The 13,384-nt window shown below is 33.4% G+C and carries 17 protein-coding genes; 10 read left to right on the forward strand and 7 right to left on the reverse strand.

Features of this window, described 5'->3' with window-relative positions; translation table 11 throughout:
• The 3 genes from QQS35_RS19040 to QQS35_RS19050 form a co-directional block, all read left to right on the forward strand.
• A partial coding sequence (locus QQS35_RS19040) for a transposase (RefSeq protein ID WP_285930906.1) occupies nt 1-320 on the forward strand: 320 nt, incomplete at its 5' end.
• 582 nt (nt 321-902) lie between these two features.
• Nucleotides 903-1,214 carry a YuiB family protein gene (locus QQS35_RS19045; protein WP_285933827.1) on the forward strand — a complete coding sequence of 104 codons (312 nt, stop codon included), beginning with the start codon at nt 903-905 and terminating at the stop codon, nt 1,212-1,214.
• A 78-nt stretch (nt 1,215-1,292) separates the two neighbouring features.
• Complete coding sequence (locus QQS35_RS19050; RefSeq protein WP_285933828.1) at nt 1,293-1,982, forward strand: 3D domain-containing protein; 690 nt, start codon at nt 1,293-1,295, stop codon at nt 1,980-1,982.
• A 108-nt stretch (nt 1,983-2,090) separates the two neighbouring features.
• On the opposite strand, the gene QQS35_RS19055 is transcribed toward QQS35_RS19050, so the two are convergent.
• The 3 genes from QQS35_RS19055 to deoD all read right to left on the reverse strand — a co-directional run bounded on the left by QQS35_RS19055 (nt 2,091) and on the right by deoD (nt 4,331).
• On the reverse strand, nt 2,091-2,564 hold the full coding sequence (locus QQS35_RS19055) for a divergent PAP2 family protein (RefSeq protein ID WP_285933829.1): 474 nt from the start codon (nt 2,562-2,564) through the stop codon (nt 2,091-2,093).
• A gap of 333 nt (nt 2,565-2,897) precedes the next feature.
• Nucleotides 2,898-3,299, reverse strand: a complete 402-nt coding sequence (locus QQS35_RS19060; RefSeq protein ID WP_285933830.1) for a hypothetical protein — start codon at nt 3,297-3,299, stop codon at nt 2,898-2,900.
• A 324-nt stretch (nt 3,300-3,623) separates the two neighbouring features.
• The gene (gene deoD, locus QQS35_RS19065; RefSeq protein WP_285933831.1) at nt 3,624-4,331 is read right to left on the reverse strand and encodes a purine-nucleoside phosphorylase; all 708 of its coding nucleotides are present in this window, start codon (nt 4,329-4,331) and stop codon (nt 3,624-3,626) included.
• Between the two features lie 352 nt (nt 4,332-4,683).
• On the opposite strand from deoD, the gene QQS35_RS19070 reads away from it, so the two are divergent.
• The 3 genes from QQS35_RS19070 (at nt 4,684) to QQS35_RS19080 (ending at nt 6,908) form a co-directional block, all read left to right on the forward strand.
• A complete protein-coding gene (locus tag QQS35_RS19070) occupies nt 4,684-4,947 on the forward strand; it encodes a phosphocarrier protein HPr (protein ID WP_285933832.1) in 264 nt (87 codons plus the stop codon).
• A gap of 286 nt (nt 4,948-5,233) precedes the next feature.
• Entirely contained in the window at nt 5,234-5,722 is a 489-nt protein-coding gene (locus QQS35_RS19075; protein ID WP_285933833.1) for a cation:proton antiporter regulatory subunit, read from the forward strand.
• A 7-nt stretch (nt 5,723-5,729) separates the two neighbouring features.
• Complete coding sequence (locus QQS35_RS19080; RefSeq protein ID WP_285933834.1) at nt 5,730-6,908, forward strand: cation:proton antiporter; 1,179 nt, start codon at nt 5,730-5,732, stop codon at nt 6,906-6,908.
• A gap of 52 nt (nt 6,909-6,960) precedes the next feature.
• Here QQS35_RS19080 and kapB read toward each other — a convergent pair whose 3' ends face one another.
• Nucleotides 6,961-7,347 carry a sporulation phosphorelay system protein KapB gene (gene kapB, locus QQS35_RS19085; RefSeq protein WP_285933835.1) on the reverse strand — a complete coding sequence of 129 codons (387 nt, stop codon included), beginning with the start codon at nt 7,345-7,347 and terminating at the stop codon, nt 6,961-6,963.
• A 186-nt stretch (nt 7,348-7,533) separates the two neighbouring features.
• On the opposite strand from kapB, the gene QQS35_RS19090 reads away from it, so the two are divergent.
• Both QQS35_RS19090 and QQS35_RS19095 read left to right on the forward strand, forming a co-directional pair.
• Nucleotides 7,534-7,734 (forward strand): hypothetical protein, encoded by a 201-nt coding sequence (locus QQS35_RS19090; protein WP_285933836.1) that lies wholly within the window; start codon nt 7,534-7,536, stop codon nt 7,732-7,734.
• 236 nt (nt 7,735-7,970) lie between these two features.
• On the forward strand, nt 7,971-8,546 hold the full coding sequence (locus QQS35_RS19095) for a superoxide dismutase family protein (RefSeq protein WP_331490864.1): 576 nt from the start codon (nt 7,971-7,973) through the stop codon (nt 8,544-8,546).
• 30 nt (nt 8,547-8,576) lie between these two features.
• On the opposite strand, the gene QQS35_RS19100 is transcribed toward QQS35_RS19095, so the two are convergent.
• Complete coding sequence (locus tag QQS35_RS19100; protein ID WP_285933837.1) at nt 8,577-9,746, reverse strand: MalY/PatB family protein; 1,170 nt, start codon at nt 9,744-9,746, stop codon at nt 8,577-8,579.
• 97 nt (nt 9,747-9,843) lie between these two features.
• The gene (locus QQS35_RS19105) at nt 9,844-10,674 is read right to left on the reverse strand and encodes an alpha/beta fold hydrolase (RefSeq protein WP_285933838.1); all 831 of its coding nucleotides are present in this window, start codon (nt 10,672-10,674) and stop codon (nt 9,844-9,846) included.
• 348 nt (nt 10,675-11,022) lie between these two features.
• On the opposite strand from QQS35_RS19105, the gene yugI reads away from it, so the two are divergent.
• Nucleotides 11,023-11,424 carry a S1 domain-containing post-transcriptional regulator GSP13 gene (gene yugI, locus QQS35_RS19110; protein ID WP_285933839.1) on the forward strand — a complete coding sequence of 134 codons (402 nt, stop codon included), beginning with the start codon at nt 11,023-11,025 and terminating at the stop codon, nt 11,422-11,424.
• Between the two features lie 62 nt (nt 11,425-11,486).
• Here yugI and QQS35_RS19115 read toward each other — a convergent pair whose 3' ends face one another.
• A complete protein-coding gene (locus QQS35_RS19115; RefSeq protein ID WP_285933840.1) occupies nt 11,487-11,726 on the reverse strand; it encodes a DUF378 domain-containing protein in 240 nt (79 codons plus the stop codon).
• Nucleotides 11,727-11,938: 212 nt separating this feature from the next.
• On the opposite strand from QQS35_RS19115, the gene QQS35_RS19120 reads away from it, so the two are divergent.
• Nucleotides 11,939-13,285 carry a glucose-6-phosphate isomerase gene (locus QQS35_RS19120; RefSeq protein WP_285933841.1) on the forward strand — a complete coding sequence of 449 codons (1,347 nt, stop codon included), beginning with the start codon at nt 11,939-11,941 and terminating at the stop codon, nt 13,283-13,285.
• Nucleotides 13,286-13,384: the final 99 nt, after the last annotated feature.

A 13,384-nucleotide genomic window follows, 5' to 3' on the forward strand; every position in this document is an offset into this window, starting at 1 on the left:
GAGAAGCTTATGAATTGAAAAATAAATTGGACAAATGGTTTAAATTTAGTGATGAAAAAACGGCTAAAAAGGGGTTGGAGGAATGTTTATTGGTTATGAGTAGTTCTACCATTGAAGCATTTCACAGAGTTGAAAAAACATTTAACCGATGGAAACAAGAGATTCTACAATCTTTTATGTACCCATTTAACAACGGTTATATTGAAGGTGTTAATAACACGATTAAAGTGACCAAACGCATGTCTTATGGAATTAAAGATTTTGATCGATTGAAAAATAAAATATTATGGCGACAAGAGGTTCGAAGGGTATTCGTATAAAAAACTCCCTTCAATTAAGAGAGGGTGGCATGAAAATCACACCACCACATTTGACAGAGAACCTTTTTTCTTAATAATGGTTGCTTGTTATCAATCGAACTTGATAGAAAGTCTGCACTAACTATTCTTATAAAAAATACACTACACTCTTGAACGACTCACCTCTCTCATGAATTTAATACTATACTGAGCGGAGAAAAAATACGAGACTCCTGTGGGAAAGGAACAGTCTGAAGGCCTGCAGGGAGCTTTCTTTGCGAGCGAGAAGACGTTAGCGTTCCCAGGGAAAGTGAGTGTTTTTTCGCAGCGCGGTTAGTGTAGACATATATTATCTGTCATAAAGAACAAACTTGTAGAAACAGTTTATTTAAAAGGTATTGAAAGATTAACTTGAAATAATGTCATGTGAAAATAAGTATTAGACAATTAAGTACGTTGCTTGCGCTTTTGTTTTTATGCAATTAGAATGAAGTTTGTATATAATTTTAAAGGGATTTATTAGACTAACTCTGGTATTTTTCATAATATCCTATGGTCTTTTAATTGTTTAGAATTGAATTTTCATAAAAAGGGAGAACATAGATGATACAGTTTATTGTTTCACTAATATTATTTTTCGTTTTATTTTTTGGTATTGCTTTTATATTGAATATGTTATTAAGACAAACTTGGATCATGTCATTCGTCTATCCAATTGTAGTGTTATTAATTGTTGATGACTTTCCTATGTCTGAATATTTTACTAATCCTGCATGGGCGTTTAGTTCATTCTGGAACAAATTTGTTAGCTTGAATGGTTATGATATTGTTATATTGCTATTTGGTTTCTTGGGTACAATTGTTTCCGGTATCGTAATTCAAAAACTAAGAAAAAACGGATATCAAATGTTTTAGAAGCTTTTAATCTATAAAAGATGTATAAAAGGTTTACATTTTGGAAAACATGACACCCAGAGAGGTGTTATAAATAAAATGATAAATTTACGGTTTCTAAGAAGAGTCGGTATGTCTGTTTTGTTTGTTGGAGCTTTTTATACAACGTTTTCAACAGTTTCTAATGTTTCTGCGTATGATGTAATCGTTGGTGTTCATGATGGTTCCTCTAAGGTAGATGAAATAAATTATAAAAATCATTCTACTCGTGATACTACATTGATGGAAAAGTCACTAAATTATCAGAAGTCGAAAACAACATATGTCTCAAGTGAACAGATAGAGGGACCTAAGACCTTAGAAGATGTGATAAATCTTGAAGAATATCCGAGTACAACAGTTACGGCAACAGGATATACGGCTGGTGTTGAATCTACTGGTAAAACACCAAGTCATCCCGAATATGGAATCACATATTCTGGTGTACAAGTAAAAAGAGACTTGTATTCAACAATTGCTGCAGATTTAACTATGTATCCAATTGGAACTATTTTATATGTTCCGGGATATGGGTATGGTGTGGTAGCTGATAAGGGATCGGCTATTAAAGGAAACAAAATAGATTTGTATTATCCCACTGTTGAAGAAGTATATAATGAGTGGGGGAAAAAAGAAGTGCAAATCTATGTTATTAAAAAAGGTGACGGTAACCTTTCAGAGGAAGTATTAACGAAACTAAATGAGACGGAAGCGCTTCAAGTATTCCGTGAGCAATTTAAAAAGAGTTAGAATAAAAATCCCCGGGTAGCGAAAACTATCCAGGGATTTTTATTCATTCTATTATTTTTCAATTTATCTTCATTAGGTTAACATAGTGATTTACATACTTTCTATAAATTAAAATAAAGGATAAATGACGAATGCTAGTAAAATTCCGGTTAATCCACCAAAAAAAACTTCGATAGGTTGATGGCCTAATAATTCTTTTAATTCTTCTTGTTTTTCATATTCTGCTTTTTTCGACCAAACCTTCGCTTCTTCAATAAAATAATTAAAATCTTTGACAAGCATATTTAATATGATGGCTTGCTCACCAGCTTGTCTTCTAATTCCAGTAGCATCAAACATAATAATAATACTAAATACACAAGAAACTGCAAATAAGCCACTTGTGACACCATGTTCAATTCCGATCCCTGTTGTAACTGCGGCGACTGCTGCTGAATGGCTACTAGGCATACCTCCCGTACTAAAGGCCAAACCAGGTTTAAATTCTTTTGTAGCTATAAATTGAATAGGTATTTTTATAACTTGCGCAAATACAATTGCGAAAAGTGCAGCCCACAAAGGAAAGTTTGCAAAAATATCCAACAGAAAACATCCTCTCTTCCAACATCATTCGTACATTAAGCTTTCCCTTTGCATCATAGGTTAAAACGAAAAACAAAAGAGAAATCAACCATTTGAACTGATTTTTTTTGATTATAACATACGAATGAATTGAAAGTTAGTAGAATGAATCAAGTCGGATTTTCAAGAATCTAATTGTTGCGTTGTGCACGTCATTTATACTTCACAAAATGGGACATCGTGTGGTTACATGGGAAAGTCTGAAATTCCTCGTTTTATTAGCGATGTAATTTATATAGTGGAGTCCGTCCTATTCCAGCTTCAGCATTAGTCACTATTAAAATAGAATTAACATTAATTGAGCCATTGTAGGGAGACGGAAAGTTTACAGCATTCTATATTATCTGAATGATTAACTAATCTAAGGCGAATTCCATCTGGATTGTATTTTATCTCTACATCACGAGTGACACCAAGTTCTTTAATATATTCTTTTATTTTAGCTGTTTCAGATTTTTGAGCAGCGCTCATAACTTTATAGGCGAATGTTTCCTCTGTTGCAAAGGATTCTATTATAATATTTGCGTCTTTCATTAATGGTTGAAATGCTTTGGCAGACTTCTTTAATTGTTGTGTATTGACTTCAGGGTAAGGTGAAGGGCTTCTTGAAGGTGGAGTCCATCCATAAAGTGGACGATACTGATACTGATTAACATAGGTTTGGGTATGTGTTGGGTACCCAGTATAAAAATACATAAACTAACACTCCTTTTTTGTTAGTTTATGTGCTTTGAAAAGAAGCGTGTAAGTCTATCTATAAACAAATTAAAGCTCGCGTGTGTCTTCAAAATTTGTCTTTCTATGTACCATTCCTTTATGCTCACCTAGTTCAATTATGGCTAGCCTCTGAATAGCTTTTTTTACCACATAGAAGGAGGATTTTACTTAAGACAATACGTAGGATTAGACGCTATAGCTGAAAGGGACAGATGCTAATAGTCAGCTATCCAGAGCAAACTAAATTTACATAATTCCTATTCTAACTAAAAAGGCCACGGAATCCCGTGACCTTTAAGCTCGTTATTTAATTGCCGCATCCAGTGCTACTTTAATCATGTCATTAAAGGTAGTTTGCCTTTCTTCAGCACTTGTTTCTTCTCCAGTTAAGATATGATCCGATACGGTTAGAACTGACAACGCTTGTCGGTCGTACTTTGCAGCAAGTGTGTACAATGCAGTGGTTTCCATCTCGACAGCGAGCACATTGTATGTTGCAAGTTTTTCAAATAACTCCAGGCCGTTATCTCTATAGAAACTATCACTAGTAAATACATTTCCTACCCGTAGCTTTAAACCATTTTCAGTACCGATGTCGAATGCATTTTTCAATAAGTTAAAATCTGCTGTTGGTGCATAATCAATGCCACCGAATATCATTCGGTTCATTTGTGAATCAGTCGTAGAAGTTGAAGCTAGTATCACATCTCTAACTTTTACGTCTTTTTGAATTGCACCACAAGTACCAACCCGTATTAACTTCTTTACATCATAACTCTGTATTAATTCATTCACATATATAGAAATGGAAGGAACACCCATTCCTGTACCTTGCACAGAAACTTTCTCACCTTTATATGTACCTGTATATCCATACATACCTCGTACTTCGTTGTAGCACGTTACGTCCTCTAAAAAGTTATCTGCAATATACTTTGCACGGAGCGGATCTCCAGGTAATAGTATTTTGTCAGCTATCTCACCTTTTTTTGCTCCAATATGTACACTCATTATGTTTACCTCCTAAGATTCACAATCAATATAAAATAACGTATCATAATGACAAATAGAACACAAATTGTTAGCTATACCTATAGAATCGTCAATAATATAAAAATAATTCAAAATTTCGTGAAATCGTTTTAAAAAATGAGTTAATATTGTTTCTAAACACTACAATTTCGTATATAATAGCTTTAGGTTAGTATTTTCACACAAATGCTGTGATATAGATAAGCTCAAAAAATTTCCCGCTTTAAATACATGGTGGAGGAACTAAAGCTAACACTGGTGAATCTTTCAACCATCAGTGGGATTAAAAGATACTACAGAAAAAGTTTCACTTTTAAAAGGAGGAATAGTAATGAAAGAACAAAAATTCACAATTACTGATGACACAGGGATTCACGCTAGACCAGCAACTCTATTAGTTAACAAAGCGGGTCAATATGAGTCACACGTGGAGCTACAGTATAATGGTAAAACTGTAAATTTAAAATCGATAATGGGTGTTATGTCTTTAGGAGTACCTAAAGGGGCTGAAGTTCTTGTTACGGTTGATGGAACGGATGAAGATCAAGCGCTAGAAGGAATTTCTGAAACGATTAAAGAGCATTTAGGCGAATAATTGAAATATGCAAAATGAAAAGCTGGAAGGACTATCTTTCTAGCTTTTTTGCACTTTATTGAAAAGCTTACAATAAGTATAAAATGAGCAATCCTAGATAAACTAATATGTAGTCGTTTTTTAAAAAACGTAGAAAAAATAAAAATTCGAAGATGCTAGCCTCCAGTGCCCATCACCTCGTGGTTTGTTTTAAGCGTGTCGTGAGCAAGGCGCTCCGGGCTTTTGTTCTAATATGGTTAATGGTTAGAACTTACTAATCATAATGAAAATATGAGGTGTTATACAAATGGATGTTTCTATTTCACAATTACCCGGAATAGGTCAAAAGATATCATTAAAAACAGCGGAAGACAGTATGCTAGTATTAATTGTCCATCATACCGGGAAACGTGAATTATATTTCTTTGATGATGCGGATAGTGATGAAGCGGATTTTGCAATGGATTTAAGTGCTGATGAAACAAGAGCTCTAGGGGCTCAACTACTTGGTGCTACTTACCAACCTGTGAATGCTGATCAACTAAAAATATTTAAAAAACAAATAGTAATAGACTATATAAAACTATCTGCAAAATCAACCATAGCTAATATGACTTTAGAAGATTCTGAAATAAGAAATAAAACTGGTGCTACTGTTATTGGGATTGTCCAAGGAGAGGATATGATTCCAATACCAGAAGTGGATCGAAAGCTAGAAGTTGGGGACGTATTGATGACTATCGGAAAGAAAGATCAAATTGCCGCACTCGAAGCTTTGTGTAAGGGAGAGGAATGATTATATTTTGCTAAGTGATTTTCCAATTTTACTAGGAGCGGGACTAGTATTACTTGGTATATTTTATTTAGGCTTTTTAAGCTTAAAAATAAATTTTCCAAGTGTTATTTTATATATACTATTCGGTGTCATCCTTGCAGACTGGTTAAGTCACAATGAAATATTACACTTTGCCAGTGAGATAGGGATTGTCCTTCTATTTTTTATATTAGGACTTGAGTTTAGTATTAAAAGACTGGGTTCAATTGCAAAAAAAATTTGGCCATCTGGTTTATTAGACGTCTTTTTATCATTAGGTGTAACGATGATGATTACAGTTGGATTTGGTATGGATTTGTTTACTGCTTTCTTAATAGGAGGTATAGTATATGCCACCAGTTCTTCTATCACAGCAAAACTTTTAGATGATAAAAGTCGTATGGCGAATAGAGAAACAGAGTTTATGTTAGCAATTCTAATCTTTGAAGACCTAGTAGCCCCAATTGTGATTGCGGTTTTAATTGGATTAAGCACTGGTGGAAGTTTTGAACCAACAGATTTATTTTATATTATTGGTAAAGTAATAGGATTAATAGCATTAGCAATCATACTAGGTAAAACTTTATTTAAACATTTTGAAGTGTTTCTTGAGAAAATAGAAGATGAAGATTTCAAGATAGCATTGTTAATTGGTATTGCCGTAGCATTCGGAGGACTAGCTTTATACCTCGGTCTCTCAGAAGTACTTGGCGCTTTTCTAGCTGGAATGATGTTAGCCGAAATTGGCAAGATTGAACGTGTAGAACATACAGTTATACCAATTAGAGATTTAATGCTGCCAACATTCTTTGTCTATTTTGGTACTTCCGTTGAATTAGGTGAAGGCTTTCCAATGCCATTATTATTACTGGTTTTACTTTTATGGTCAGTAATTGCTAAAGTATTAGTAGGTATCATAGGAGGGCGCTGGTATGGTCTTTCGAAAAAAGTGTCATTAAGAGCTGGGTTATCTTTATGTGCACGTGGAGAATTTTCAGTAGTTATAGCTAGTATTGCAACTGGTACCGCTAAAGTATTAGGTGGGGTTTATGTTATTATAGCGGCTTTCATAGGAATGGTATTGTTCGATCAAGCTCCTAAAATTGCAAACAAGGTATATGGGAAGAAAAAAATGAAGAAAAAAGATTTACGAGTTCCGGGTGACTAAACGATGAACTCTGTCCCAAAAACAATTAGTTTTTGAGACAGGTCTTTGTTTGTTACTTAAAGTATTCTCTTTCCAATTGTTCTAAACTAGTCATCGCTGCTTGATTAAAGGAAGAGTCTTTATCTTTGCTTGTCAGTTTTTCCTTTAGTTGATTAACTGAATTCCTTAAGGACTGTAAATAATTTGGTACTTCTTCCCTAAATGGATGGACTGCTGGTTTAGAAACATTCATTTTTTCTAAGTAACTTAATGCTTTTCTTTGATGAAAAAAGACATCTTCCGTTTTGCCGAAATTATGTAGGTCGCCTTGAAGTGGGTGTTTCACTACTGCTAGAACTTTTATTAAATAATTTTCACCACGTTCTTCGATTACTTCTCCTATATATGTTCCAGATTTATAATGAGCCCGAACGAGTTCGCCATTTTTTGCGTTTTCCATCTATATTCCTCCATTGTTAGGATTTGTTTTAACTTCTTTGGTAAATATTAAGCATTGCTAGCTAGACTAAGTAAGACTAGGAATCAATCTTTACTCTAATTTTATGATAGCTAAAAAGAATGCACTGGTACAAGTTTTTTGATTCTAAGTAATGCTATAGTGAATTTTTATAAGGAAGTGATTATTATGATGGAATTTTTATATTTCCCTGAAGATAAAACGAAATATATTCCGGCTGTTATAAGTTTAATTTTATTTTTTATTGGTGCAACGATAACAATGTATATTATTTACAAAGCTTCCAAAAAAGAAGAAAAAGAAACGGATAAATTATTCAACATACAAAGAAGAGATTCACAGGATGGTAACCATAAAAAAGATAAGTAAAAACCTTTACCTAGGCCTAAGTGCACAGGTGAAGGTTTTTTTGTTTGTCAAATAAAGAAAAAGTATCTTGTAACAAAATTAGAGCTTACTTATTTAAATGTCTTAAAGTCAATCATAGAATGTTATTACTTTCATGTAATCTTGTTGGCTTATGGATATTTATTCCTTAGGAAAGGATATATGAATTATTTATTGGCAATACTAGTTCAAGATATGAATGAAAGGGGCAATATGCTGTGAAAATTAAGTCTTTATTATTCGTGAGTCTCCTTTTGCTTGTAGCATGTCAAGGTCAAGATCGCTCACCGATAGAAATAAGTATGTATAATAGTTCAGATGATTCAATTGGAAAAGCTATACTATCAGAGGAATCAGATGGTGTGAAAATAAAAATTTCAGCGGAAGGTTTAGAGCCAGGATTACACGGGATTCATGTTCATGAGAATGCTAAATGTGAAGGACCAGATTTTAAATCAGCAGGTAATCATTATGATCCAAATGGCAATGAGCATGGATTAATGCATCCGGATGGCGCGCATTTAGGTGATTTACCAAATGTGGAGGTAAGCGCAGATGGTACAATTGATGCAGAACTAACGCTTAGTGGAGCAACATTAACAGATGGAAAAACTTCTCTTTTAAAAGAAGACGGTACATCGTTAATCATACATGAAAAACAAGATGATGGTGTTAGTCAACCAGCTGGTGATGCAGGTAAAAGAATGGCTTGTGGTGTTATCTCATTGGACGAAGCAAATCAGGATGATGCTCCGACTGATCCAACGGAAACAAATGAAGAAAAAGAAGAATAGGTACTTAGTGTACCTATTCTATATTTAAAACTACAAGTAATTATCTAGTGCTTGAATGATACGGTTCGTGCCTTCTTCAACAAGTGCGGAGGGACAAGCAATATTCATTCGCATAAATCCATTACCGTCATCACCAAATGATATACCATCATTTAATCCCACTTTTGCTTTTTCTTGCATGAACATTTTTAGATCATTATGGATTAATCCCATATTTCTACAATCCATCCAAATTAAATAAGTGCCTTCAGTTTCTATGATGGATATTTCATTCCTATTTTTAAATGCTTCTGTTACTAAGTCTCTATTATGTTGCAAAACCGTCATTAATTCGTCTAACCATGGTTCACCTTCGCTGTAAGCAGCGTCAAGAGCTGTAATACCTAGAGTGTTTAGCATGGTTAATCCTTGTTTTTGAGAAAACTCACTTAACTTTTCTCTCATGTTTTGATCAGGAACAATCGCATAAGATACTTGTAATCCAGCTAAGTTAAAGGTTTTAGTTGGAGACATGCAAGTGATTGTCATAGCATTTACTTTTTCTGATAATGAACCAATTGGAATATGTTTATTCCCCTGATATATTAAGTCAGCATGTATTTCATCAGAAAGAATCAAAACATTATATTTCATACATAAGTTAGCGATAGTTTCAACTTCACTTTTTGACCATACTCTTCCCACTGGGTTATGAGGATTACAAAAGATGAACGCTTTTACTCCCGTTTTTAATTTTTCCTCAAAATCTACAAAATCAATTTCATAACGGTTATTCTTAAGTACTAAAGAATTGGTTATTAACTGACGATCATGTTTTTTTACTAAGTCATAAAATGGAGGGTACACAGGTGTTTGAATGAGTATCGAGTCATTTGGACTCGTAAAAGTCTGTACCGCCATATGTAAAGTTGTGACTACACCAGGGCTAAATAATAACGAAGAGGCACTGATATCCCAATCATGCCGTTTCTTAATCCAATTTTTAATAGATTTGTGTAGTGGTGGATCAGTAAAAGTGTATCCAAAAACACCATGTTGGACACGTTTTGTAAGAGCATCTATCACTGGCTTTGGAGCAGTGAAGTCCATATCTGCTACCCACATAGGTAAGACATCGTCTGCACCATACAAGCTTTTAACTAAATCCCATTTCACTGAACGTGTACCAAAACGAGCGGGTACATTTTCAAATAATGACATAGTTCCATCCCCCTTGAACGAAAACAAAATTTGTGAATATATAAATTATTATAGTAAAGATAAGCATGAATTGGAAATAATCAAGTCACATGTAAGTTTATTCTTTACAATTGGAAATAATATAATCACATATAACGTGAGGAACTTCTTCAGGTAACAGATGACCAGCAAAGTCAAATGTACATAGATTTACCTGAGGTATATCTTGAGCCATTTGGTAGGCAATCTTTATTGGTAAAATTTGATCTTGTTTCCCCCAGAATAATAAACAGTCAGTAGAGATATTTTTAATGCACTTAACGTCTAAGTCTCCTTCACGGTCACGTAGCATTTTCGTTAAGCATCTATATATTTTTTTATCTAAATAAGGCTTTTTATATGTTGTAAGCATTTCTTCTGTTATTAGTTCATCATTATAGAAGCATTGCCGTAACATTTCATATACACCTTTTCGTTTTAAGAGTTTTCGTAAAAAGGTATGAAAAAACGGTAACCAACTGACAGCATACGTTAAACGATTAGCCTTCATCAAGTAACACGAGGGTGCTAATAATATCAATTTCTTAACCCTCTTAGGATAATAATAAGCACATGTTAGTGCAATTTGTCCTCCCATGGAATGTCCAGCAAGATAAGCTTCTTTTATATTATGTTGGTTCATAAAATAAACGATCAATTTAGCCATATTTTTATAAGAATAATAAAAAGATTTGATACGGTCGCTATCTCCAAATGGTGGTAAGTCTAAAGTAATGATATTAAAATGATTAGAAAGTAAAGGAATCATCTTCCTAAAGCTATATTGTGATGATAAAAAACCATGTATGAAAATTAAATAAGGTTTGTTAAAGTCATTATCATTTTTATATAAATGATAACAAATTTTACTTCCTTGATATGTGAGATATTTTTCTTTTTTACTAATCATGAAAGGCACAACTCCTTCCATCTTTATTAAAAGTAGACCAAAGCGAGTAACAATTTGAAGGGTGGTATTATTGTTGCACAAAATGAAAGAATTATCCTTGTCCTATTTTTGTGCAACAAAAAAGCAAAGCGATTTTATCGCTTTGCTCAACAGGGGGAATACGAGAAAGTCTTACATGATAAGTATTACCAAAAAGGGTAATAAATAAACATTAATTATAAAAAAATCTAAACATAATATAGTATTGTAAAAGTTATTAGAATAAATAATTTTTGCTTAAATTCCTTATAATATGATAAAATAAGTAATTGTGTATAAAGTTATGAAAAAAAGTCGGGAGTGTTCAGCATGGCAGATAATTTTACTGAAGGTCAAGTGTTAGAAGGAAAAGTAACAGGTGTTCAACCATACGGAGCTTTTGTTGCTCTAAATGATCAGATACAAGGTTTGGTTCATATTTCAGAAGTAACTCATGGATATGTAAAAGATATTAATGATTTCCTTACTGTAGGCGATGAAGTAAAAGTTAAAATTTTAAACATCGATGAAGCTAAAAATAAGTATTCTTTATCAATCAGAGCTACGGAAGAAGCGCCACAACAAAAAGAAAATAAAGTGAAAAAGCCGCAAAAACAAAATACTCAACAACAACACCAAAATGAACCAGAATCTGGGTTCAATACACTAAAGGATAAGTTAAACGACTGGATTAAGCAGTCAGAAGAACGTGAAAATACGTTTAAAAACTAATACTTTAATGATTATAATAAGAAACCTTTCGATATGAATTATCGAAAGGTTTTTTTAAAAAACTATCTTTCTGTGCGGGGTTCTCTGCGATCAGCTAATTCTTCTGATGGTTTGAAAAGAAGTGATAGGCAAACCAATCCACTAATACCAACTAAAGTATAAATGATACGAGCAAAAGCACCACTTTGCTCTCCACCACCAAAGACAGATGCAACTAAGTCAAATTGAAACAAACCAACCAATCCCCAGTTTATAGCACCAATAATTACTAACAAAAGTGTAATACGTTGAAGAGTACTCATTTTAGCGTTCCCTCCTTTAATCAATCTTTTTATCCTTAATTTTATTTTAAACAATACATAAAACAATTTAGCAGGTTTCGTATATAGATTGACACTAATTTGTGAATCTATACATGGAATATATATAGAATAGTTCAACTCTTCACTTGATTTAGTACCAACGATTAGGTACATTTATATAGGAGAATCTAATTTCAATAGGAGGACAAAAAATGACACATGTACGTTTCGAATATGATAAAGCGTTATCTTTTTTTGGTGAGCATGAATTGGATTATTTAAAAGAGCCGGTGAAATTAGCTCATCAAGCAATACATAATCAAACAGGAGCAGGAAGCGACTTTCTTGGTTGGGTAAATCTTCCGGAAAATTACGATAAAGAAGAATTTAGCAGAATTAAGAAAGCAGCAGAAAAAATTAAATCTGATTCTGATGTATTATTAGTAGCTGGGATTGGTGGGTCTTATTTAGGAGCTCGTGCTGCAATAGAAATGTTAAATCATTCATTTTATAATGTGATTTCTTCTGAACAAAGAGGGAATCCACAAGTCTTTTTTGTAGGGAACAATATTAGTGCAACATATATGAATGATTTATTTGACGTATTAAAAGATAAAGATGTTTCAGTTAATGTAATTTCAAAAAGTGGAACTACAACAGAGCCAGCAATTGCTTTCCGAATTTACCGTAAATTTCTAGAAGAGAAATACGGTGTGGAGGAAGCGAAAGGCCGTATATATGCAACAACTGATAAAGAAAAAGGTGCCTTAAAAACATTAGCTAACGAAGAAGGATACGAAAGCTTTGTAATTCCTGATGATGTAGGTGGACGTTTCTCTGTATTAACTGCAGTTGGTTTATTACCAATCGCAGCTAGTGGAGTAGATATTGATGAAATTATGAAGGGTGCTCAAAAAGCCCAAGCTGAATTAAGTGACGAAAACTTAGAAAATAACCCAGCGTATCAATACGCTGCAGTTCGAAATGTTCTTTATAACAAAGGCAAGACAATTGAAATGCTTATTAATTATGAGCCAGCATTACAGTACTTTTCTGAGTGGTGGAAACAATTGTTTGGAGAAAGTGAGGGAAAAGATTTCAAAGGTATTTTCCCTTCTTCAGCGAATTTCTCTACAGACCTTCATTCATTAGGTCAATATGTACAAGAAGGCCGTAGAGACTTATTTGAAACAGTACTACACGTAGAAGAACCTAAATCAAATATTACTCTGGAAAAAGCAGATCAAGATCTTGATGGTTTGAATTATTTGGCTGGCAAGACTGTTGATTTTGTTAACGAAAAAGCATACCAAGGTACAATGCTCGCGCATACTGATGGACAAGTTCCTAATTTAATTGTTCACTTACCAAAGCTTGATGCTTATACGTTCGGATATGTCGTTTATTTCTTTGAAAAAGCGTGTGCGTTAAGTGGCTATTTATTAGGAGTAAATCCATTTGATCAACCGGGAGTAGAAGCATACAAGAAAAATATGTTTGCTTTGTTAGGTAAACCTGGTTTTGAAGAAGAAAAAGAGAAGTTAGAAAAAAGACTTTAATAGTAAATGTCCTTTTATCTTAGATAAAAGGACATTTTTTTGTAGGTTATAAAAGTAATCATGTAGGGTAAAGTATTTAAAAAAAGGAGAATTAATTTA

This window comes from Aquibacillus rhizosphaerae (assembly GCF_030282825.1).
Taxonomy (GTDB): domain Bacteria; phylum Bacillota; class Bacilli; order Bacillales; family Amphibacillaceae; genus Aquibacillus_C; species Aquibacillus_C rhizosphaerae.

Bases quoted from the DNA above. Each gene is read 5' to 3' on its own strand.
- kapB (WP_285933835.1), bottom strand. From the start codon at position 7,347: ATGGAAAACGCAAAAAATGGCGAACTCGTTCGGGCTCATTATAAATCT.
- QQS35_RS19070 (WP_285933832.1), top strand. From the start codon at position 4,684: ATGAAAGAACAAAAATTCACAATTACTGATGACACAGGGATTCACGCT.
- deoD (WP_285933831.1), bottom strand. From the start codon at position 4,331: ATGAGTGTACATATTGGAGCAAAAAAAGGTGAGATAGCTGACAAAATA.
- QQS35_RS19045 (WP_285933827.1), top strand. From the start codon at position 903: ATGATACAGTTTATTGTTTCACTAATATTATTTTTCGTTTTATTTTTT.
- QQS35_RS19115 (WP_285933840.1), bottom strand. From the start codon at position 11,726: ATGAGTACTCTTCAACGTATTACACTTTTGTTAGTAATTATTGGTGCT.
- QQS35_RS19090 (WP_285933836.1), top strand. From the start codon at position 7,534: ATGATGGAATTTTTATATTTCCCTGAAGATAAAACGAAATATATTCCG.
- QQS35_RS19060 (WP_285933830.1), bottom strand. From the start codon at position 3,299: ATGTATTTTTATACTGGGTACCCAACACATACCCAAACCTATGTTAAT.
- QQS35_RS19105 (WP_285933838.1), bottom strand. From the start codon at position 10,674: ATGATTAGTAAAAAAGAAAAATATCTCACATATCAAGGAAGTAAAATT.
- QQS35_RS19120 (WP_285933841.1), top strand. From the start codon at position 11,939: ATGACACATGTACGTTTCGAATATGATAAAGCGTTATCTTTTTTTGGT.
- yugI (WP_285933839.1), top strand. From the start codon at position 11,023: ATGGCAGATAATTTTACTGAAGGTCAAGTGTTAGAAGGAAAAGTAACA.
- QQS35_RS19075 (WP_285933833.1), top strand. From the start codon at position 5,234: ATGGATGTTTCTATTTCACAATTACCCGGAATAGGTCAAAAGATATCA.
- QQS35_RS19050 (WP_285933828.1), top strand. From the start codon at position 1,293: ATGATAAATTTACGGTTTCTAAGAAGAGTCGGTATGTCTGTTTTGTTT.
- QQS35_RS19100 (WP_285933837.1), bottom strand. From the start codon at position 9,746: ATGTCATTATTTGAAAATGTACCCGCTCGTTTTGGTACACGTTCAGTG.